This window comes from Acidisoma sp. S159, assembly GCF_009766125.1.
Taxonomy (GTDB): Bacteria; Pseudomonadota; Alphaproteobacteria; order Acetobacterales; family Acetobacteraceae; genus Acidisoma.
The window spans coordinates 466,722-487,355 of record NZ_LMUG01000067.1 but is presented as its reverse complement, the minus strand read 5'-3'; the positions used below and the strand labels follow the sequence as shown (position 1 = coordinate 487,355).

Annotated in this window: 16 protein-coding genes; 11 read left to right on the top strand and 5 right to left on the bottom strand. The window is 63.3% G+C overall.

Annotation, left to right across the window (positions count from 1 at the left end; all coding sequences use genetic code 11):
* Window positions 1-54: 54 nt before the first annotated feature.
* Genes GSQ92_RS24930 through GSQ92_RS24890 form a run of 9 tightly spaced genes read left to right on the top strand, consistent with a single transcriptional unit; the run spans window position 55 to window position 9,619 of the window.
* Window positions 55-762: a GntR family transcriptional regulator gene (locus GSQ92_RS24930; RefSeq protein ID WP_256367128.1), complete on the top strand. Its 708-nt coding sequence runs from the start codon at window positions 55-57 to the stop codon at window positions 760-762.
* A complete protein-coding gene (locus tag GSQ92_RS24925; protein ID WP_158801381.1) occupies window positions 759-1,802 on the top strand; it encodes an ADP-ribosylglycohydrolase family protein in 1,044 nt (347 codons plus the stop codon). The genes GSQ92_RS24930 and GSQ92_RS24925 overlap by 4 nt, the downstream gene beginning before the upstream one ends.
* Window positions 1,799-2,776 carry a PfkB family carbohydrate kinase gene (locus GSQ92_RS24920; protein ID WP_216849888.1) on the top strand — a complete coding sequence of 326 codons (978 nt, stop codon included), beginning with the start codon at window positions 1,799-1,801 and terminating at the stop codon, window positions 2,774-2,776. The genes GSQ92_RS24925 and GSQ92_RS24920 overlap by 4 nt, the downstream gene beginning before the upstream one ends.
* Window positions 2,773-3,912 (top strand): PotD/PotF family extracellular solute-binding protein, encoded by a 1,140-nt coding sequence (locus tag GSQ92_RS24915; protein WP_159014187.1) that lies wholly within the window; start codon window positions 2,773-2,775, stop codon window positions 3,910-3,912. The genes GSQ92_RS24920 and GSQ92_RS24915 overlap by 4 nt, the downstream gene beginning before the upstream one ends.
* Window positions 3,913-3,916: 4 nt before the next feature.
* Window positions 3,917-4,798 carry an ABC transporter permease gene (locus GSQ92_RS24910; protein ID WP_158801384.1) on the top strand — a complete coding sequence of 294 codons (882 nt, stop codon included), beginning with the start codon at window positions 3,917-3,919 and terminating at the stop codon, window positions 4,796-4,798.
* Window positions 4,782-5,594: an ABC transporter permease gene (locus GSQ92_RS24905; protein WP_158801386.1), complete on the top strand. Its 813-nt coding sequence runs from the start codon at window positions 4,782-4,784 to the stop codon at window positions 5,592-5,594. The genes GSQ92_RS24910 and GSQ92_RS24905 overlap by 17 nt, the downstream gene beginning before the upstream one ends.
* A 2-nt stretch (window positions 5,595-5,596) precedes the next feature.
* Complete coding sequence (locus tag GSQ92_RS24900; RefSeq protein ID WP_158801388.1) at window positions 5,597-6,712, top strand: ABC transporter ATP-binding protein; 1,116 nt, start codon at window positions 5,597-5,599, stop codon at window positions 6,710-6,712.
* A complete protein-coding gene (locus tag GSQ92_RS24895; protein ID WP_158801390.1) occupies window positions 6,709-9,036 on the top strand; it encodes an MGH1-like glycoside hydrolase domain-containing protein in 2,328 nt (775 codons plus the stop codon). The genes GSQ92_RS24900 and GSQ92_RS24895 overlap by 4 nt, the downstream gene beginning before the upstream one ends.
* Window positions 9,029-9,619 (top strand): cysteine hydrolase, encoded by a 591-nt coding sequence (locus tag GSQ92_RS24890; protein WP_158801392.1) that lies wholly within the window; start codon window positions 9,029-9,031, stop codon window positions 9,617-9,619. The genes GSQ92_RS24895 and GSQ92_RS24890 overlap by 8 nt, the downstream gene beginning before the upstream one ends.
* Before the next feature lie 27 nt (window positions 9,620-9,646).
* On the opposite strand, the gene GSQ92_RS24885 is transcribed toward GSQ92_RS24890, so the two are convergent.
* The 5 genes from GSQ92_RS24885 to GSQ92_RS24865 are packed head-to-tail and all read right to left on the bottom strand — an operon-like array spanning window position 9,647 to window position 16,536.
* The gene (locus GSQ92_RS24885) at window positions 9,647-10,087 is read right to left on the bottom strand and encodes a MarR family winged helix-turn-helix transcriptional regulator (RefSeq protein ID WP_158801394.1); all 441 of its coding nucleotides are present in this window, start codon (window positions 10,085-10,087) and stop codon (window positions 9,647-9,649) included.
* 53 nt (window positions 10,088-10,140) lie between these two features.
* Window positions 10,141-11,046: a UPF0280 family protein gene (locus tag GSQ92_RS24880; RefSeq protein WP_158801396.1), complete on the bottom strand. Its 906-nt coding sequence runs from the start codon at window positions 11,044-11,046 to the stop codon at window positions 10,141-10,143.
* On the bottom strand, window positions 11,043-12,515 hold the full coding sequence (locus GSQ92_RS24875) for a 6-hydroxynicotinate reductase (RefSeq protein WP_158801398.1): 1,473 nt from the start codon (window positions 12,513-12,515) through the stop codon (window positions 11,043-11,045). Before GSQ92_RS24875 ends, GSQ92_RS24880 begins: the two co-directional genes overlap by 4 nt.
* Window positions 12,512-16,066 (bottom strand): molybdopterin cofactor-binding domain-containing protein, encoded by a 3,555-nt coding sequence (locus GSQ92_RS24870; protein ID WP_159014185.1) that lies wholly within the window; start codon window positions 16,064-16,066, stop codon window positions 12,512-12,514. The genes GSQ92_RS24875 and GSQ92_RS24870 overlap by 4 nt, the downstream gene beginning before the upstream one ends.
* Window positions 16,063-16,536, bottom strand: a complete 474-nt coding sequence (locus GSQ92_RS24865; protein WP_158801402.1) for a (2Fe-2S)-binding protein — start codon at window positions 16,534-16,536, stop codon at window positions 16,063-16,065. The genes GSQ92_RS24870 and GSQ92_RS24865 overlap by 4 nt, the downstream gene beginning before the upstream one ends.
* 195 nt (window positions 16,537-16,731) lie before the next feature.
* Between GSQ92_RS24865 and GSQ92_RS24860 the strand changes: the two genes are divergently transcribed.
* The gene (locus tag GSQ92_RS24860) at window positions 16,732-18,792 is read left to right on the top strand and encodes a hydantoinase/oxoprolinase family protein (protein ID WP_158801404.1); all 2,061 of its coding nucleotides are present in this window, start codon (window positions 16,732-16,734) and stop codon (window positions 18,790-18,792) included.
* Entirely contained in the window at window positions 18,789-20,537 is a 1,749-nt protein-coding gene (locus GSQ92_RS24855; protein ID WP_158801406.1) for a hydantoinase B/oxoprolinase family protein, read from the top strand. The genes GSQ92_RS24860 and GSQ92_RS24855 overlap by 4 nt, the downstream gene beginning before the upstream one ends.
* Window positions 20,538-20,634: the final 97 nt, after the last annotated feature.

Sequence of the window (20,634 nt, the reverse complement as noted above, 5' to 3'; positions counted from 1 at the left end):
CATCTGACACTCCTTGCGCCATAGGATCAGTCAAAGGCGAACAGGTCCGTACAGGTGGCGACGAAATATAAGCGGGTCGCGGATAGTCTTATGCGCGGAATCCAGGCTGGATGCTTCCAGCCTGGCGACCGGCTTCCGGGCGAATACGACCTCTCCCGCAGTTTCGATGTCAGCCGCAGCACCATCCGGCAGGCGCTCTCCAGCCTTCAGCATGCCGGTCTCATCGAAACCTGGAGCGGCGCCGGGTCATTCGTCTGCTACAATGGTGCGCGGCTGGACGATGGTCTCGGCTGGTCGCGCGCGCTCGCGCGGCATGGCGTACAAATGCAAGCCAGAACCCTCCGCTTCGAACGGATCGAGGATGTCTGCCTGGCCGAAAGGCTCGCACTGCCGGCCTCCACCTTCCTCGCCCTCGACCGGGTAAGGTATACGATGGAGGAAAAGCCGATTTCCTTAGAGCGCAGCCGCCTGCCCTGGCGACCGAGCTTCGCCTCCGTGCTCAAGGACGGGTTGGCGGAGGGTTCCTTGCGTCGTACCCTGGAGAGCCTGGACATACGGCCGCTCGGCGGGACGGAGGCGGTCGATCTTATTCGGCTGCCGCCCGATGAGGCGGCTGAGCTTCAGCAGCCGGAAGGCGAACCATTTCTCGGAACAACGCGGATCGTTCAGGACGGAGCGGGTGCCGTAATCGAGCATGTGCGCAGCTTGTTGCACCCGGCGCATTTCACACTGCACCTCAGCTTCGGCGAGCCGCAGAAATGAGCGACGCGAGCGCGACACAGCCCTCAGCCCTCTCGCCCCAGCGAAGCCGCGCGCATGGCGCTCTTCTCGGGCTCGCCATCGGTGACGCGCTGGGAATGCCGACACAATATCAACCCCGTGCGCTGATCGCTGAGCGTTACGGCATTTTGGACAAGTTTTATCCAGGCCCGAAGGACAATTTCATCAGCCGCGGAATGGCCGCCGGCCGTGTGACAGACGACACCGATCAGGCTGTCATCCTGGGCGAGATGCTGGTTGCCGGCGGTGGCCGGATCGACCCGGGAGCCTTTGCCCAGGCCCTGCTCGCCTGGGAAGCGCGGATGATCGCCGCCGGGTCGGCGGATCTTCTCGGGCCCTCGACGCGCCATGCGCTGACGCTCGTCGCGGCTGGCACATCGACCGAGCTGGCCGGCAGAACGGGCGCGACGAACGGCGCCGCGATGAGGGTGGCGCCCGTCGGCATCGCCTTTCCCTCGCAGCCTTTGGGCGTGCTGGTGGAGGCAGTGTTCCAGACCGGGCATGTCACCCACAACACGACCATTGCGATTGCCGGAGCCTCCGCCGTCGCGGCGGCAGTGAGTGCCGGGGTCGACGGCGCGAGCGTGATGGAGGCGCTGCGATTCTCCATCGAGGCAGCGCGCCTCGGGGCTCTGCGCGGCTTCTATTTCGCAGGTGGAGATGTCGCGTCTCGCATCGAATGGGCGCTCGACCTGATGCGTGGCAGCGACCAGGGGGAGGCACTCGACCGGATCTATCGCCTGGTCGGAACCGGAGTGGCCACCAATGAGGCTGTGCCAGCGGCGATCGCCATCTGCGCGGTCGCGCCCGAGGACCCTTGGCTGGTCTGCCGCTTGGCCGCGAGCCTGGGCGGCGATTGCGACACGGTCGCCGCGATCGCCGGTGCCATCATGGGCGCCTGTCATGGAGCCGAGCGTTTCCCGGCGGATGCCGTAGCACGTCTTGCCCAAGCCAATCCGGAACTGGCATTGGAGGATCTGGCCAATCGCTTGCTCGCGCTGCGACAGGACGGCAGGCCTTGACACCCCGCGCGCCAATACAGCGGCTTCTTTCTGTCGGCAGCATCCTTGCCGATATCCGGATCGAGGTGCCGTCGCTTCCCCCGCGCGGTGGCGATGTTCTTGGCTCCTCCGCAACCGTGATGGCGGGTGGCGGGTTCAATATCCTTGCCGCCGCGAGCCGCCAAGGATTGCCCGCTCTCTTTGCCGGTCTGCACGGTACAGGTCCCTATGGCACGCGCATTCGCGAGGAGTTGGCGCGCGAGGGTATCGCCACTCTTCTGCCGCCGAGCCCAGAGGCGGATAGCGGCTTTTGCATTGTCCTTGTCGAGCCAGATGGCGAGCGGACCTTTGTGACCAGCCCGGGCATCGAGGCGTCACTTGGCGAGCGAGCACTGTCCGATATCCAGCTCACGGAAAGCGATGCGGTTTTCGTGTCCGGCTACGATCTTTGCTATCCGCAGCTCGGGCCGGCGATCGGCGCCTGGATCGGTAGGCTACCACTGGCTGTTTGGCTGATCGTCGATCCCGGGCCGCTTGCCGCTGAGATTCCGCCTGCCATTATAAATGCAGCGATGTCACGTGCATCGATCTGGACCATGAACCGGCGAGAAGCCGCTCTTCTCGGGGGCACCACCGATCTCTCTGAACTCCAACGCCGCATCCGGCCGCGCCTGCCGCCGGATGCCCTGCTGATCATTCGAGACGGCGCGGCCGGCGTCCATTTCTGCTTCGACGGTTGCGCGACGTTTCACACGATCCCTGCCCCTCGGGTCGCGATGGTCGATTCCACGGGCGCGGGGGACGCGCATACCGGTGTTCTGATTGCGGCTTTCGCGCATAAGATCGATCCGCTTTGGGCCGTGCCTCGCGCAAACGCCGCTGCGGCTCTTTCGGTCACACGGCCCGGCTCTGCGACGGCGCCAAATCGAGAGGAATTGGACAGGTTTCTCGCCGAACTAGATCGAAAGGCGCGAAGACACGAAGCGGAGGCTTGAGTCGCGAACCGACCCCATTCACGGCAATAAGGAATCCCAACATGGCATCCAAGATCAACCGGCGGCGTTTCGCGCAAATCCTCGGCGCAGGATTATTGGCCGTGCCAACGATCGCGCGATCCCAAGGAACATCGCCGTCCTTCAAAGGCCAGACTCTGGTGGTTGCCTCGTGGCAGAACTACGGGGCCGATGATGCGGGAACACTGAAGCAATTCGAGCAGTTGACCGGCGCCACGGTTAAAAACGTCTATTTCACATCGGAAGACGACCTTCTGGTGATGCTTCGCCAGGGTGGTATCGGCAAGATCGACGTCGTGCTGCCCAACCTGGAATATGTCCAGCCCGCCGCGGTTGAATCGCTGCTGCAGCCTATCGATACGTCGCGCATCAAAGCCTGGGATACGCTGGAGCCGCGTTTTCGCAACGACCCCTCGATCCGGCAGGACGGCAAAGTCTATGCCGTGCCCTGGGTACAGGGCGCTACGTCCCTTGCGGTGAACCCGGATGTGCATCCCACACCCACGAGTTGGTCTGTGCTTTGGGATCCGGCGAACAAGGGAAAGGTCGCGTTCTTCGACGATCCCAGCACGGCTGTCATGACCGCCGCCTTATACCTGGGAGAAGACCCGCAGAACCCGGATCTCGAAAAAGTTCGCGCGGCATTGCTGGCTCTCAAGGCCAACGTCAAATTATTCTGGTCCTCGGGTGACGACTGGAACAAAGCCTATACGACCGGCGAAATCACGATGGGCAATCTATGGTCGGGGCTTGCGGGCACGCTTCGGGCCAATGGACATCAAGTCAATTTCATTCTGCCCGACGATGGCACCGTTGTCTGGGGTGATACCTGGGCAATCGTGAAGAACGCGCCCCATCTTGATCTCGCTTATGCTTGGGTGAACTATCTCACGAGCAAAGAATATTTCGTGGAGTGGATCACTAAACCGGGTCCCAACCAGGAATTGGCGGTTCCCGTCAACATTGCGGCGATCGACGCGCTTCCCAAATCGGCGGCGGATTCGCTTCTGGCCGGCCCCTTGATCGAATACAAAGGAAAGGTCGCGCTGCAGACCGGCATTCCACCGAAACAACTCAAGAAATGGACTCAAATGTGGGAAGAGGTGAAGGCATCATGAGCTGATGGGCCGTCGCCTCATCTCCGCGATGACCACGCCCGTTCTGCTACTTCCGGCGGCGGGCGTATTAGCGCTCATGGTGATCATCCCGCTCGCCGTGCTCGTCTGGTTCAGCTTCGCGCCAGATGGACCGGCGGCACCTTTGTCTTTCGACAGCTACGCGCGACTCTTCGGCACGGGGTTGTATCTGCATCTCGCGCTGAAGACGCTGATCACCGCCGGCGCCGCTTCCCTCGTGACGGCAGCGCTGGCCTGGTCGCCTGCCTGGGTGCTCTCGCGACTGCCGGGAAGAGCCCGCAATCCTATCTTGCTTGCGATCATCATTCCGTATCTCACCTCCTATTTGCTCCTGATCTACAGCATCTTTGTGGTTCTCGGACCAGGCAGCCCGGTGATGGAATTCCTTCGCCTGCTCGGTCTCGCGAAACCCGGCGCGTCGATCCTCTATTCGCAGCCGGCGACGCTGGTGATGCTAGTCTATGAGAATCTGCCTCTGATGATTTTCGTTCTTTTCTCCGGCATGCAGCGGGTCGACGCGAACTTCCTCGCCGCCGCGGCTTCGCTGGGAGCAAGTCGATGGCACCGTCTGCGCCACGTCGTCTTCCCTCTGGCCTCGCCCAGCCTGGTGTCGGGCCTCATCATGGTTTTCGTGCCCATGGGAGGTGCCTTCGTCGAATCAGCGATTTTGGGCGGCCCCCACGGGCTGTTGCTCGGCAACGTCATCGCCGATCAGATGACGCGCGCCGATGATCCTTCTTTCGGCTCCGCCTTGTCGATCCTGCTCCTGCTCGGCATGCTCGCGATTACTGGAGTTGTCGGCGGGTTGAGACCGGCTCTCGAATGGCTGTCCGCGGAGAGGAAAGCGCGCCATGCCACGCCTGCGTGACGCGGAGGCAATTTCACCGGGCATGGTCGCAGTGCTGACCGTCAGCCTGGCGATCCTATTTGTGCCTCTGTTTATAATCATTCTGCTATCATTCAACATCTCGCCCTACGGAACGCTGCCTTTTCAAGGAACGCTGAAATGGTATGGCGCGCTCTTCAGGAATTCCGGGCTGCTGGCGCCGACCTGGTTATCGTTGCAGCTATCGTTTGTCGTGGCAATCAGCGCTAGCGTATTTGGCACCACAGCGGCGGTCTGGCTCGAAAAGCGAGCGACGCGCCTCGGTGCCACGATCCTCAAGGTTGCCTTGCTCAGCGCAATCACAGTGCCCTGGCTGATCCTTGGCCTGGCGATGCTATTGGTCATGAATGCGATCGGCCTCGGCCGAGGCTTGTTCTCGATGTATCTCGGCCTTCTCGCCACGACCTTGCCTTACGTCGTCTTCATCGTCGCGGCCCGGCTGCGAGCGCTTGACCCTGACCTCGATCACGCGGCGCGATCCCTGGGTGCGAGCGCCTTTGTGACCTTTATACGCGTGAGCGCGCCTCTCATCCTGCCCGCGATCCTTAGCGGCACGCTGATCTCATTCATGGTCTCGTTCAATAATTTCCTGATCCAGTATTTCTTGGCTCCGTTTGGAGTTCAGACACTGCCTCTAAAAATCTACACGCTCATCCGCGTCGGCTACTTGCCCGACCTGAACGCACTCGCCACTGTTATCGTCGCCGCGACCTGCGTCATCATCCTGCTTCTGCACCGCCTGGGCTTGCGCAATTCCGGCCTTCCCGGCGGAGGCTAGAGATGAGCAAGCTCGACCCCGCACTTGGCCTCGTTGTCGGTAAAGTTCATAAGACTTATAATGCTACGCACGTATTGCAGGACGTGAGTCTTAGCGTTCCCGGCGGCGAGTTCCACACCCTTCTGGGCCCGTCTGGATCCGGCAAAACAACACTGCTCAAGATCATCGCCGGATTCACCCCGGCCGATGCGGGCACCGTCACACTGTCCGGGTCCGTGATCACCGACACCTTGCCCGAACACAGAAACATCGGGGTGGTTTTTCAGAATTACGCTTTGTTTCCACATATGACCGTTTCGCAAAATATCGCCTTCGGACTTCGTATGCGGCGCGTCCCGAAGCTTGAGCGGCAGCGTCGAGTTCAGGATGTCCTGGCTTTGGTCCGTATGTCCGGCTTTGAGCATCGTCGGCCAGCGGCACTTTCCGGCGGCCAACAACAGCGTGTGGCGCTTGCACGTGCCTTGGTGATCCAGCCGCAACTGCTGTTGCTCGACGAACCGCTTTCCGCGCTGGATCGTAAAGTGCGGCAGGAGGTGCGCGAAGAACTCAAACGCATCCAGGCGGAGACAGGTGTCACAACGGTCATGGTAACGCATGATCAGGAGGAAGCTCTGTTCCTGGCCGATCGTGTTCTGGTCCTGGAATCCGGCGCGCTGCGGCAGGAGGGCTCGCCCCATGACATCTACCGCAACCCGGTCGATGAATTTGTCGCTGGCTTCCTCGGACCGATCAACCTGCTGAATGTCGAGAGCCGGCCTGGAGATGGGGGAATGGTGCTGCGCCTTGGCGCGCAGGATTTCGTTCCCGCCTCGGGGCTTGCGGTGACGGTAGTGGCCGCGAAGCTGTCAGGCCCGATGCACCTCGCGGTCCGTCCCGAACAACTCACGGTCCAACCGGCTCAGGGCACGGCTAAACCACCGGACGCATTGGCGGGCACAGTCACCGGCGTCGAGTTCGGCGGCGCGGTTGTCACCGTGCGCGTCGAGGTTGAGGGAAACGCTATGGCGATTTTGGCCCTCTCTCCCGATATCCTCGCGATAGCCTCATGGGATCCTGGTTCACCCGTCTGGGTCCGCATTCGGCAGGCGCGCGTGCTGCCAGTCGCGGAGCGTCGATGACGGTCAGCCTGTCCCACCAATGGAATAGCTGGGATCAGCAAGATCCGCTCTCCATGGTTCATTTACCGACGGGGTTTTGCCTGCGGTTCTCGGCCTTCAGCAGCGCGGAGGGAAACTACCGGCTGCTCGGCGTCGGTTCCGGCGTGAAGATGCTGGAACATACCTCGGATGGCGGCTTCATTCGTGCCCGGATCGCTCATGCGGATAGCGAGATGGAGCTGACCTTCGCCAAGGATCACGCGCATGCGCTCTCCGCCCGCCTTCGGATGGTTCGGCTTGGGGAATGGGGTTTGCGCTTCTGGCTCGCGCTCGAAGTTGGCTTCCTGGAGCATGGCGGAGGCCCCCTTCCCTGGCGTCCCGACGAGCCCTGGATCGAAGTCGAAAATGCAGAGCCTCTCCCGCTGCGAGAGAACCCGCGCCTGATCGGCCGCCACCGGTCGCTGTGGATATCCGTGGCGTCGCGGGATCCGGCTGTTTTCGGCGGCGCCTACGAGACGATCGAGACATTTCGCGGCGACATCCAAAGCCAAGGCTATTACGCGCCACCTCGCGCCGCAAAACTCGGACGCTGGGGCGTCCTGCGGTTCAATGCGCAAATGCATCCGGAGATCGTCATCGCAGCCACTTTCGGCACGGATCGAGAAATGGCCGTCGAGGCAACGGATTCACTTCTTTCGCGGGCGTCTAGGCTCCTCGACTCCGCCACCGCCGCCGCAACCAAGGACACGCCTCCTCGCCAAGCGGTGCGGGACGTCGTGGCTTGGAATACCCTATGGGACCCTGCGAACCATCGGCCGACGACTGTTCTCACGCGTAATTGGCTGACGACGAAATTCTCCGGCTGGGGCGTGTGGCTGAACGACATGCTGTTCCACGCGCTGCTAGCGGCGCTGGCGGGCAATTGGGAAACCGCACGAGCCAATCTTGCGGCTGCCTTGGAATACCAATCTCCCGAGGGAAATTTGCCATGTCTTCGGACCGCGACGCAGGAATGGATTGATCGCTCCCAATCTCCGCTCGGCGGCTATATTCTCTGGCGCATCTTTGAATTGATCGGAGACCGTTCCCTGCTTGCGCTGCATTTCGCACCGCTTTTGCGGGCGCATCGCTGGTGGATCGAGAAGCGGGACGGCAATGCGGACGGCCTCATCGAATATGGCAGTTCACCCACCGGAACTGGTGCTTTCGTCCATACGAAACAAGCGGCCATGGACGAATCCTTCATGGACAACGCCCCGATCTTCGACGAAAGCGGCTTCGATCCTGGCGTGCACACCCTCACCATGGCCGAGCCGGGGCTGAACAGTCTCGTCTCGCTCGATGCGCAATTCCTGGCGCGGATCGCCACGGAATTGGGCGACACCGCCACGGCCATCGAATTGCGGGCGACGGCGGAGCGGCTTAATGCCCGTATCTCGGAGAGATTATGGGACCCAAATCGTCAAGTCTTCGCCGGTCGGCACTGGTCGGGCGCATTCGTCGGCTCCCTCTCCGCGGCCTGCTTCTTCCCATTGATCGCCGGCGCCGCAACGGAGGCGCAGGCGTCGGCGCTCATCGATCGCTATCTCGTGAATCCGGAGAAGTTCTGGGGCGAGCGCGTATTGCCGTCATCCAGTCACGATGACCCGGCAAGCGCTGACGACGTTTATTGGCGTGGCCGGATCTGGCCGCCTCATCTGTTTCTCGTCTGGGAGGGGCTGCGCCGCCATGGGCGCCGCGACATCGCGACCAAACTGGCCGAACGGGCATGGCGGATGTTCGAAACTGGCTGGAATGAAGCGCGGATCTGCCGGGAAAACTTCCACCGCATCGATCCGTCCGGAGATGACAGTCGGGATGCGGACCGGTTCTATACTTGGGGCGCCTTGATCCCGGCGATCCGCATGCTCGACACCGCTGATCTGTCGCCTTGGGAAGGCCGGGCATTCGCGCCGAAGGCGGGAGAGGACGCTACGCTGGTCGAGCCGGGTGCGGAATGGCGCGCCACGCGCCTGGGGGAGAGTATCCACCTCGCGCTGAACGGCCGGCTGTTTCTTAAAGCCGAGAACGCAAGTCATGTAGCCTTGCCAACTGCAACCGAGAACACCACCAGGATCGCGGCTACTCCCGCCTCAGCGGCGACCGAGGTCATCCTGTCGCTCTATGGAATTGCCGAGGCCGGGCTGCGCGTTTGTGAAATCGACGGCGCAGCGGCGACCCCCGCCTTCACCGAAAATGGCTTCACGTTGACGATTCCGTCTCGTCGGCACAGCGTCATACAACTCTGGCATGGTGGACGCTCCGTGGAGGCAGACCCAATTTCGGGGAATCACGCTGATGATTGAGGTTGCTCCTCTGCGAGACCCAAGTGACCCATCTGGTCGAGAATGGCTTCTCGTCATTGACATGCAGCGTGTCTTCGCCGATCCGGCGAGCCCATGGGCGGTAGGCCAGTTCGATGAGGTTCTCGCCCCGATCGAGACGCTCATCGCTGCCTACGCGGGCCGCGTGATTGCGACACGATACATTTCCCCACAACCGCTTGTCGGTGCCTGGGAGGGCTATTTCGAGAAGTTCGCCTCGCTGTTGCTGCCGTCCGACGATAAGGCCTGGGATCTCATGCTGGCCGAACACCTGTCGTATAGAACCGAGACCCGCGCGACATTTGGCAAATGGGACAGTGGCATGGCCGCCGTGCTGGGTTCAGACGCGCCGATTGCCGTTTGCGGCGTTGCGACAGAATGTTGCGTGCTTGCGACAGTGCTAGCCGCGATAGACAACGGCAGATCGGTGCGGGTAGTTGCGGACGCCTGCGCGGGGTCATCCCCACTTTTCCATGACCAGGCTCTGTCTCTCCTATCGACATTCGCCCCTCTCGTTCAGATAACGCGCAGCGATGAGATTTTGCGGTTCCTACAATCAGCGTAACTCTACAGTTCGGCGACGCCTGAGCACTCACCTCAGCTTCTCTAAGAGTTGCGTGAGAAGAACCGATTCCGACTCTGTCAGCGGCGCGATGGTTTCGCGGCTGATGGCGATTGCGCGGCCGAAGTTCCGCGTCGTCACTTGTCGCCCGGCCTCGGTCAGATCAACCAGGATTTTTCGACCATCCGCGGGATCACGCAGACGCTTCGCGAGCCCGCGCTTGACCAGCCTATCGACCGTTCCCTTCACCGTGGCTCCATCCATCGAAACCGCGCGGCCCAAGGCAGTCTGGGGGGTCACGCCGATCTCGTAGAGGCGGGCGAGCACTGCCCATTGTGTAGGTTTGAGCCCATCGCCAATCATCTGCCCGAATATCGTCGTGTGGCGCTGACTCACCTGGCGCAGGACAAAGCCGATCTGCGCATCCAATCGGTAGATCGCGGTCGGCGACCGGCGTTGGTTCGTCCTCATGAAATTTGGGCCAAGTGGGTTCCCTGGTCACCTTGCTTCATCGGAACTCGGCCCTAGGCATCTACCAATCGCGCAATGCGGCGCGGGATCGAAACTGCCGGCAACATCGACGTGGCAACACTGCGACCGCTGAGATGAAGCGCGGCCGCCACGATCTCGCCTTCCGCCGCCAGACGTTCTGCAAGGCACAATCCACACGCCAGTGCTTCGTCAATTTCGCGACTGGACAGCCGGCCGACACCGCAAGTGACGAGAATTTCGCCGAGGTCGCTATCGGGTTGGATCGTGCTCGCCGGTCGGCGAAGAATGTTCGGATGCGCAGGGAGATCGACGGCATTGGCGATCACGGTAGCAGCCGCGTCTGCCGCGGCCGCCGTCACCGCCAAGACCGTCACCGCATCAGCGATGCCGCGTGAGAAACTCCGGCCCCGCCAGCCACTGGTGGCGATGCCGCGTATCGTGTCCGCATGATCGATCGTGAGGTTCCCGAAAAAATCTGGGCCGTTGCGCTCCGGCAATTTTGGGCGCGAGACCATGCCGACGGTCAGGCTCTGCCGCGGTCCAAGATGCACAGCAATGTCACCGCCATTGTTGACACAGGCACGACTCAGGGGCGCGGCCTCGGTCATGATCGCGAGCATGGTCTCCGCCACGGCGCCTGCCACCGCCGCCATCGGCGTGATAAAGCCGAACCGCGTGAAAGGCGAGACAGCGGCACGCATGCGGCAGGCAATGGGATCGACAGGCCAGGGCACATTGGAAGTGACTGGCGCGCGCACCAGCGGCAGTTCCGCGCATAGCCGATCGAGCACTGTCGCGAAGGCCCGCACCGCGGCGTGATAGGCGGTGTCAACGGCATGCGCCGTACCTTCGGCCAACAGGATGAGGTCGATCGGCCCATCCTGAAGATGCAGACGCGGCGTGCCAGACCCGGTCATCAGTCGCGCGGTGGCCCTCATTCCCGAGCCCGTGGTTCCAGCGGCGCCCAAGGCCAGGGATTCTCGGCATTCGCCTTGACGTGGCGCGGTGTGCCATCAAGCACTAGCGAGGCCGCAGGCCGCACATGGTCCATGTGCCCACCCATGGCGGCAAACTGCGTCAACGGCATGGTGAACTCGATCGGCGCGACCAAGGCGGGCGTCGGGACGTAGCCGAAAGCGTTCTCGGGCAGTCGCGTCACATCGACCATGAATGTGATACCTCCGCCTGGCCAAAGATAGACCGGCGCGCCGCCGCAGGTCAGCCGAGTGATACCCTCCGACACAGCTCGCGTCAGCCTCACTGGATTGTCGGTGACACCGGCGCGCAGCGATCCTCCGGCGCCACCGACGAAGACCACGCTGCACAAAGCAGGCTCGCAATTTTCGGCAATGCGTTCGACCGATTGCACGAGAACCTCGGGAAGCGGATGCGCGATCGGACGCAAAGCCTCGTCCAACTCGTAATAGGCGGAATGTTCGCCGGTGGTGCTGACCATCAGCATCCGCATGCCCGCCCGCGCATGCTTGGGGTCAAAAGGTTCAAGGATCGACAGAGGATCCGAAATATCGGTGCCGCCCCAGCCAGTGCCGGGATGCGCCACCTGAAAGTAGCGGCCGGGCGTGGAACGCCGTCCGCGCATGCGAATGCCGGTCGGTGGAATGTCCAGCATCTTGCCCGCCTGATGCTCGGACAGCACGCCGGTAATGTGGTCGTCTACCACCACCACCTCGTCGATCTTGCCAACCCATTGGCGGGCGAAGATGCCGATCGTCGCCGATCCACAGCCGACACGCATGCGATCTTCGGCCACGCCGTTCACGACCGGCGCACGCCCCGCTTGCACGATTACGCTTGCTCCCGTCTCGATCGTCAGCTCGACCGCCTTGCCATTCGAAAGATCGAGGAGCGTCTCACAGGTGACGCGGCCTTCCTTCTTGCCGCCGCCAGTCAAGTGGCCGACACCACCAAGAGACAGCATCTGCGAGCCGTATTCGGCGGTAGTCACATGCCCCACGGGCTCACCCTGGGCGAGCACCAGCGCGCGCTCGGGGCCGAGATGCCGGTCGGTGTCGATCTTCACCTTCACGCCGCAATAGCTGAAGATGCCCTCTGTAACGACGGTCACCATGTCGACGCCTTCGACCATGGTCGAGACGATGAAGGGCGCCGGCTTGTAGTCCGGATAAGTCGTGCCAGCGCCGATCGCGGTGACGAAAGTCTCGGCGCCGCACACCATCCGGCCGTCCCACTCCACGCTATCGCCAAAGGGAACGACAGTACCGCCCTGGGCAACCGTGCGTTCCAGCAGCACCAGAGGATCGACACGGACCAGCATGCCACCGTCATTGGCATAGCGGTCGCAGGCGCCAGCGGTACCCGGCCGGATATTGCACATGACCGGGCAAGCATCGCAGCGCACGATCCCCGGGGCGGATGCTTCGCTCATGATGCGGAGGTCTCCGCGCGTAGCCGCGCGATGCGGGATTGGAGAGCAGGCCATGCCGGCTTGCCCGGTGCGAATTGGCGCCGCAGGAAGCCCACAAGATCCGTCAATTGGGCGTCGTTGAGCGTTTCGGCGAAGCCGGGCATGGCGCCCAGGCTCTTGTTCGCCGGTGTCTGGATGCCGTTCAGGATCACTCGAATGAGGTTGTTGGGTGACGCGCTGTGCAGGTTGCTGTTGAGCGCAAGATTCGGCTGCACGCCGAATTGCGGCATCACGGCGGCCTCATGACAGACAGCGCAGGCGTTTTGATAGATTCGCGCGCCTGGACCGCCCGAAATTCGCATAGCACCTGTCGTGGAGGCTTTGATCTCGGCCACCATCCGCGCCTCCGTCTCGGCCGTCACCGGCGCCGATTGGCTGGAGGCGAGGTAGTGAGCCATGGCGAGGAGATCGGCCTCCGGCAAACCAGCAAGTTCCTGAATGACGGGCGCCATTGGTCCGGCCGCAGGACCATGCAACGCGGAATAACCGGTTCGGAGGTAGACGAAGAGTTCGCCCTCGCTCCAGGGGATCGGCGCATGGGACAGGCCCATGAGCGGTGGCGCCTCCCAGCCGTCGGCGACCGCGCCGCCCATGGGGCGAGAGGCCCGCTCGGCACCAAGCAGGTTGCGACCCGTGTGGCAGGCCCCGCAATGGCCAAGACCCTCCACGAGATAGGCGCCGCGATTCCATTGCGCCGAGCGGATCAGATCCGGCTGGTAGGCGCCAGGCCGATGGAACAGGAGATTCCATGCGGCCATGAGTGGGCGCAGACTGAAAGGGAAGGCCAATGCCGTTTGCGGCGCCACCGAACCGACGGGCGCTTGCGCCATCAGATAGGCGTAGATCGCTTGCAGGTCCGCATCCGTTGCGCGGGTGAAATCGGTATAGGGAAAGGCGGGGTAGAGGTGGTGGCCATCGCGGCTGACCCCGTCGCGCATGGCGCGATCGAAGGCCGCATAGGACCACGTGCCGATGCCAGTACCGATATCGGGCGTGATGTTCGGCGTGTAGACCGTACCGAACGGCGTTTGAATGCCCAAGCCGCCAGCGTAAGCAGCGCCGCCGGGCACAGTATGGCAGATCGCGCAGGCGCCCAGGCCCGCCAAGACCCTGCCCCTGGCTACAGCGGCGGCGGAATAGAGCGAGGTATCCGCTGGGGCCACGGGTGCGATGGCCGCGCGCAAGGGAAGCGCCATCGTCGCGAGACCGACCAGGCCTGCGAAACCCGCGCCCAGCGCGGCCCAGAAACCGCGCCTGACCTTGCCGGGAGGTTGCGCGGGCGTGATTCCCGCCGCCTCAAGACCAGCGCGCACACGCTCCGGCGTGAAGGGTAATTCCCGGAAGCGCACACCCGTCGCGTCGTAGATCGCATTGGCGATCGCCGCCGCGCTGGGGACGGAGGCGGACTCGCCCACGCCAAGCGGCGGCTGATCAGGGCGCGGCACCATCAGGACATTGATGACCGGCACCTCGGGGAAGGTGATGATCGGATAGGTGCCCCAGTCACGCGTCGCGACGGCGGTGCCCGTGAACGCCACCTCCTCCTTCAGCACGCGGCTGACCGACTGAATGACATTGCCGTGGATCTGATGACGCACTCCGGCCGGATTGATCATCAGCCCGGAATCCTGGCCGACGGTGACGTGCGTGACCGCGACCTCTCCAGTCGCTTTGTTAACCTCGACATCCGCGACCCAGGCTGACCAGGCGGCGCCATAACCGGGGAATTTGCTATGGACGTAGAGCGCGTAGGCGAAACCGCGCCCTCGCAGGACATCGCCATCCCCGCCCGCGCTGCCGGGCTCGGTATGCGGTACCCAATTGGCGCGTTCGGCGACCGCGTGGATCAGGTCGACGGCGCGTTCATCCTTCAGGTAGCGCAGGCGAAAGGCGATGGGATCGACACGCGCCGCCGCCGCCGCCTCGTCAATCCAGGATTCGTGCGCGAAACTATTCGGCATGGATGAGACGCCGCGCAGCCACGAGGCGCGGACGATCGGCGGCATGTCATGCGCCACGACACGCATATGCTCGTAGCCATAGGGCGGAATCGCGGTTCGGTCGCCCATTTCGGAAATGACAGGAACAGGCGAAATGGCGCCGGTGAGCAAGGCCGCCAGGATCGGCGCGCCGTTGGACGGATACCGCACCGAGAAATCGTACCCAACGACGCCGCCCGCGGCATCGAGGCCTCCGCCAACTTCCATGAGCTGCGCGGCGCCCTTCGGCTCCCAGGCATGCTCCTGCTCGCGCGTGAGCTGCACGCGAACCGGGCGGCCAACCGCACGTGACAACAGAGCGGCATCGGCGCTGACGTCATCGGCGCAGTTGCGGCCATAGCAACCGGCGGCCTCCATGCGGATGATTTCGACCCGCTCCTCTGGGAGCTGTAAGAGACTGGCGATGTCGGCGCGCAACACGTGCGGGTTCTGAGTACCTGACCAGACTGTCAGCCCGTCCGGCCGGAAATCGGCCAATGAACAGGACGGACCGATTGAGCCGTGCATCTGATAGGGCCAGACGTAGGTGCGTGGCATGGGCAATGCGGCGCCGGCGATCGCCGCATCCACGTCACCGCGGTTCATGAGAAGCCGCGGCGTGCTCGGGTTGGCGCGCAAGGCCGTCTGAATCTGGCTGAGATCGGGCAAGGATGGCGTCGGCTTCCACGACACCGTCAGGCGCTGCGCCGCGAGGGCCGCGTGTTCCTCGCGCTCGGCAACAATTCCGATGAAGTCGCCGATGGTGACGACCGCCAGGATGCCGGGGATGCCGGCCAAAGAAGACTCATCCACCGCGATCAGGCTGGTGCCGACGAAAATCCCGCTATCGAGCCCCGTATAGGGTGGCCGCACGACACGGCCATGCGCCATGCCAGCCACCCGCATGTCATGCACATAGACGAGCTGGCCGGTCGCCTTCGCCGGAAGATCAACACGCGAGACAGGCTGGCCCACCACACGGTAGCCCGCGACCGGTCGCAGCGGCGCCTCGGGATCGATCCGCACCACTCGCCGTTTGCCCGTGATAAGCTCTCCGTAGGAGATCGACAGGTTGCCGCCTTTCGGCGTCAGGACGACTCCATCCTCCACCCGCAACTCGGAGAGCGAAACACCCAGCCGATCCGCGGCAAGCGCCAACAAGGTCTGCCGGGCAGTGGCGGCGGCCTGGCGCAAGGGAACGGCGGTGATCTGGATGGTCTCGCTGGCAATCGTCGCCCCTTGGTTAGGAGTGCGGGAAGGATCACCAAGCACGACCGTCACGCGGTCGAAGGCGACATCCAACTCCTCCGCGACGATCTGGCCCAAAGCCGTGCCGATGCCCGTGCCGAGATCGACATGACCGTTGAATGCCGTGACGTGGCCATCCGCCCCGACCATGACAAAGATTTCGACATTCTCTTCACCGTCCGGCAGCGAAGAGGAGGCGTCCGGTAAATCGCGCACCACCAGCAACACGTCATGCCACCGCATATAGTCGCGGCGATCACGCGGAAGGTCGGGCTGCGCCGTCATCTCACGGGCGCCCCAGACGCCGCGCGCAAGGCGGCGCGCATGATTTCGACATGGGCGCCACAGCGGCACAGGTTGTAGCGAAGTGCCTCGCGTATCGTAGCCTCGGCGGGATGCGGATCATGCCGCAGCAAAGCTTCGACCGTCATGATCATGCCGTTCAGGCAATAACCGCATTGCGCACCCTGCTCGGCGACGAAGGCGGCCTGCACCCGATTCGGCGCGGCAGGCGAACCTAAGCCCTCCAAAGTCGTGATTTCGCGGTTTTCGGCCAGTGCCGCCGGCAGACAGCATGACCGCGCGACCAGGCCATCGATCAGCACCGTGCAGGCACCGCATTCCCCGAGGCCGCAGCCGTATTTCGGCCCGTTGAGGGCCAGATCGTTCCGAAGAATGAAGAGCAGCGGTGTCTGCGGATCGATCTCGACGCTGTGGGAGCGACCATTGACGCGGAGCGAAACCGGCCGCGTCACCCGACGCGTCCTATTCGCTTCCGGCTGAAGGTGCCACCACCCGTCATGCCCAACAGCGTTCCTTAGTACACAAACGATCTTGTTGCCCGCTTACCGGCGCTGTCAACCTCAATCCGGCATCGGCACCCTCCGCCGCTTTACCCCTCCCCGTCGCCGTCCTAGTCATTGGTGTACAAACGATCGGAGCTTCCGCTCATGAGCCGACGCGTGGCCGGGATCGATGTGGGCGGGACCTTCACGGACCTCCTGTTGTTCGAGGAGGATGAGTCGGGCAGCCGTGTGCGTTTCGCCAAAGTTCCGACCACCACGGAAAATCAAGCCGAAGGCGTCCTGCAGGCGATCCACGCTGCCGGCGTGACGGCCGCCGGCCTCGACCTCGTGATCCACGGCACGACCGTCACGACGAATGCGCTGCTGGAGCGCAAGCTTGCCCGCGTCGGGTTGGTCACGACGGCGGGGTTCCGCGACACGCTGGAGATCGGGCGCCGTACGCGGCCCCGCCCCTACGGCCTGTTCGGCGTCTTCGAGCCGCTGGTGCCACGGGACCTGCGCCTTGAAGTGCCCGAGCGCATGAATGCCGCAGGCGAGGTCGTGACGCCGCTCGATGAGGCGGCGGTCGAGGCGGCAGTGCGGCATTTGCTGGAGTCCGGCTGCGAGGCGCTCGTCATCCATTTCCTCCATTCCTATGCCAACCCGGCGCATGAGCGCCGCGCGGGGGAGATCGCGGCCCGGCTTTGGCCGAACAGCTACGTCACGCTCGGCCACGCGCTGCTGTCGGAGTATCGGGAATACGAGCGCGGCACGACCGCCTCGGTCAATGCCGCCGTGCAGCCGGTGCTCGACCGCTACCTCGATCGCCTCGTGCAAGGGCTGCGCCGGGACGGCTTCACCCATGAGTTGCTGGTCATGAACGGCAATGGCGGCACGATCGCTGCTCCGCTCGCGGCACGGGAAGCCGCCAAGACTGTGATGTCGGGCCCGGCCTCCGGCGTCATCGCCGCCGCGGTGACGCTGACCCAGTCCGGGGTGGGTGACGCTGTGACCTACGACATGGGCGGAACCTCCACCGATGTTGCGCTCATCAGCGGCGGACTCCCCGAGGTTTCGGCTGAGTTGACCATCGATTACGGGCTGCCGATCCATGTGCCCATGGTTGATGTCCGCACTATCGGCGCGGGCGGCGGTTCCATCGCCTGGCTGGATGCGGCGGGAATGCTGCGTGTCGGGCCAAACAGCGCCGGCTCGACGCCTGGTCCGATCTGCTACGGGCGAGGTGGCACGCTGCCCACCATTACCGACGCCAACCTTGTGCTCGGCCGCCTCGATGCCGCGAAGCTCATGACGGCGGCGAATCCCGTCAGCGTCGAGACCATACGCGCCATCTTCGAGGCGATCCTTGCCCGGCCGCTGGGCTTGTCCGTGGATCAGGCGGCGGCGGCCGTAGTGGCACTTGCCAATATCCACATGGTGGGAGCGATCCGGATGGTGTCCCTGTCGCGCGGCCGAGATCCGCGCGACCTGACGCTGTTCGCCTTCGGCGGCGCCGGGCCGCTGCATGCGGTTGCGCTCGCGGCTGAACTCGGCATTCCGGAAGTGCTCATTCCGGCGCGGCCGGGGCTGACCAATGCGCTGGGCTGCCTGGTCGCCGACCTGCGCCAGGACTTCGTGAATACGGTGAATGTTGCGCTGGACGTAGTCGAGATGGCGGCGGTGCATCGCGTGTTGGCTGATCAGGTGAAACGCGGCGTCGCGATCAATGCCGCCCAGCAAGGCGAGATCCAGTTCACCGAGATTCGCCATTCGGCGGATATGCAGTTCCGCGGCCAGACCCATCTCATCCGCGTGGCGATACCCGATGCGGCAATAGGACGCGATACACTGCAATCGCTTTTCGAAGAGGCTTACTTCGCGCGCTTCCAGATCCGCATGCCGGAGATCCGAGCAACACTTGTGAACCTCAATACCTCCGTCACTGGCCGCCGCAAACCGTTTCCGATTTCCTCACTTCTCGAACTTTCGGCGAATACCGGCGATGCGATGACGGCGCGAACGGGTTCGCGGCCTGTCTTCGCGGACGGACGCTGGGCTGACACACCAATCTTCCGGCGCGAGGCGCTGAGCGTGGGTGCTGCCGTAACGGGACCGGCCGTTATTGAGCAACCCGATGCCACGACCTTTGTCGAGCCTGGTGCGCGGATGCGCGTCGATGCTTTTGGCAATCTTCGGATCATGACCTTGGCAGGCCTAAACCAATGACCGTGAGCTTCGCTACCGATCCGCTGACCCTGGCGGTCATCGAGGCCGGATTGCAGCAGGTCTGCAACGAGATGGACCTTGCCTTCTCCCGCTCCGCCTTCTCGCCGGTTATTGCCGAGGCCGACGATCGTTCCGACGGGATCTACGACCGCCACACCGGTTCCCTCATCGCGCAGGGCGAGCTTGGCTTGCCGGTATTCGTCGGCGTGATGCAAGCCTCGACCGGGGAGATCATTCGCCTTATCCGCGAAGGCCGTGTGGCAGCACCCGAGCCGGGTGACGTCTATATCGTCAACGACCCTTATCTCGGCGGCACGCATCTGATGGACGTGCGCTTCGCCATGCCCTTCTTCCATGAGGGCGGATTGTTCTGCTGGCTGCAGAATACGGGACACTGGCCGGATACCGGCGGCATGACTCCTGGCGGCTTTTCCGCTCACGCGACGGAGTCCGAACAGGAAGGGCTTCGGCTGCCGCCCGTGAAGCTCTTCAAGAAGGGGATCCTGGATCAGGAGATCCTCTCGATCATACTCTCCAATATCCGGGTAGCCGACCAGCGTATCGGCGATATCAAAGCACAAGCGGCCGCGCTCAAGATGGGCGAGCGGCGATTGACGGAGCTGCTCGCCCGCTACGGCCGAGACGTCGTGGAAAGCGTCATCGGCGAAATGCGTGAGCGCGCGAGCAGCCTTATGCGCGCGAAACTCGCCACCGTGCCGGATGGGCGCTACGAGAGCGAAGCCTCCATCGATTCAGATGGTGTCGTCAATGAACCGCTGCGCATCGCGCTGACGATGACCAAGGCGAACGGTGTTTTGAGTTTCGACTTTTCGCGGTCGAGTGCGCCGTGCCGTGGCCCGATGAATTCGGTTTTCGCGACGACGCTCTCGTCTGTTTATCTCGCCGTGCGGCATGTATTTCCGGATGTGCCGCTGAACGCCGGGGCGTTCGAGCCGCTGCGCGTGTTGCGGCCTGAAGGCACCTTCCTCGACGCCCGGTATCCGCGGCCGGTCTCGGGCTGCGCGGCAGAGGTTTCCCAACGCATCGCGGAGGCGGTCTTTCTGGCGCTGGTTCAGGCTGTCCCGGATCTGGTGACTGCTGCGCCCGCCGGCACCTCCGGCAACTTCGCGCTGGGAGGCTTCGATCCCGGGAAGGGCACGTCTTACGTGATGTATCAGATCTCCGGCGGCGGCTACGGCGGCAACGCCCAGCATGACGGCCTTACGAATGGTTGCTCGACCATCGGCATTTCCAAGACCACGCCCGTCGAAGTGCTGGAACAATACTATCCCGTTCTCTTTCGGCGCTTCGCCTTGCGAGAAGGTTCAGGGGGTGCGGGCGCGCATCGCGGTGGGTTTGGCGTGCATTACGAAGTGGAGTTGCTGCGCGGCGAGGCGCGTGCCAGCTTCGTCATGGACCACGGGCGCTTTGGACCACCCGGCGTGCTGGGTGGGAAAGACGGCGCGCCGAACATCGTCCGCGTTCATCGCAACGGCGTCGTATATACGCCCGAGCATCTCTCGAAGGACCAAGACATCCAGATCGCGGCGGGTGACCGTGTAGAAGTGCTGACGCCGGGTGGCGGGGGCTACGGCGATCCGGTGTCGCGTCCGCAAAGTCTCGTTGAAAGGGATAATCTACGTGGATATTACACGCAGATCGATTCGCGCGCGTTGTGGCCGATGGCCAGCGTAATAGAAAATACTAATCTCCCACCTTATGAAACGAAAACCAAACGACCATGAAACAGGCGCATTGATTGTTCATGCATGGCTTTTGGGTGAGACGCACCGTCATCAGTGTTCGTGGCAGTATGTTCGTGGACCATGGATCGGGGCGCTT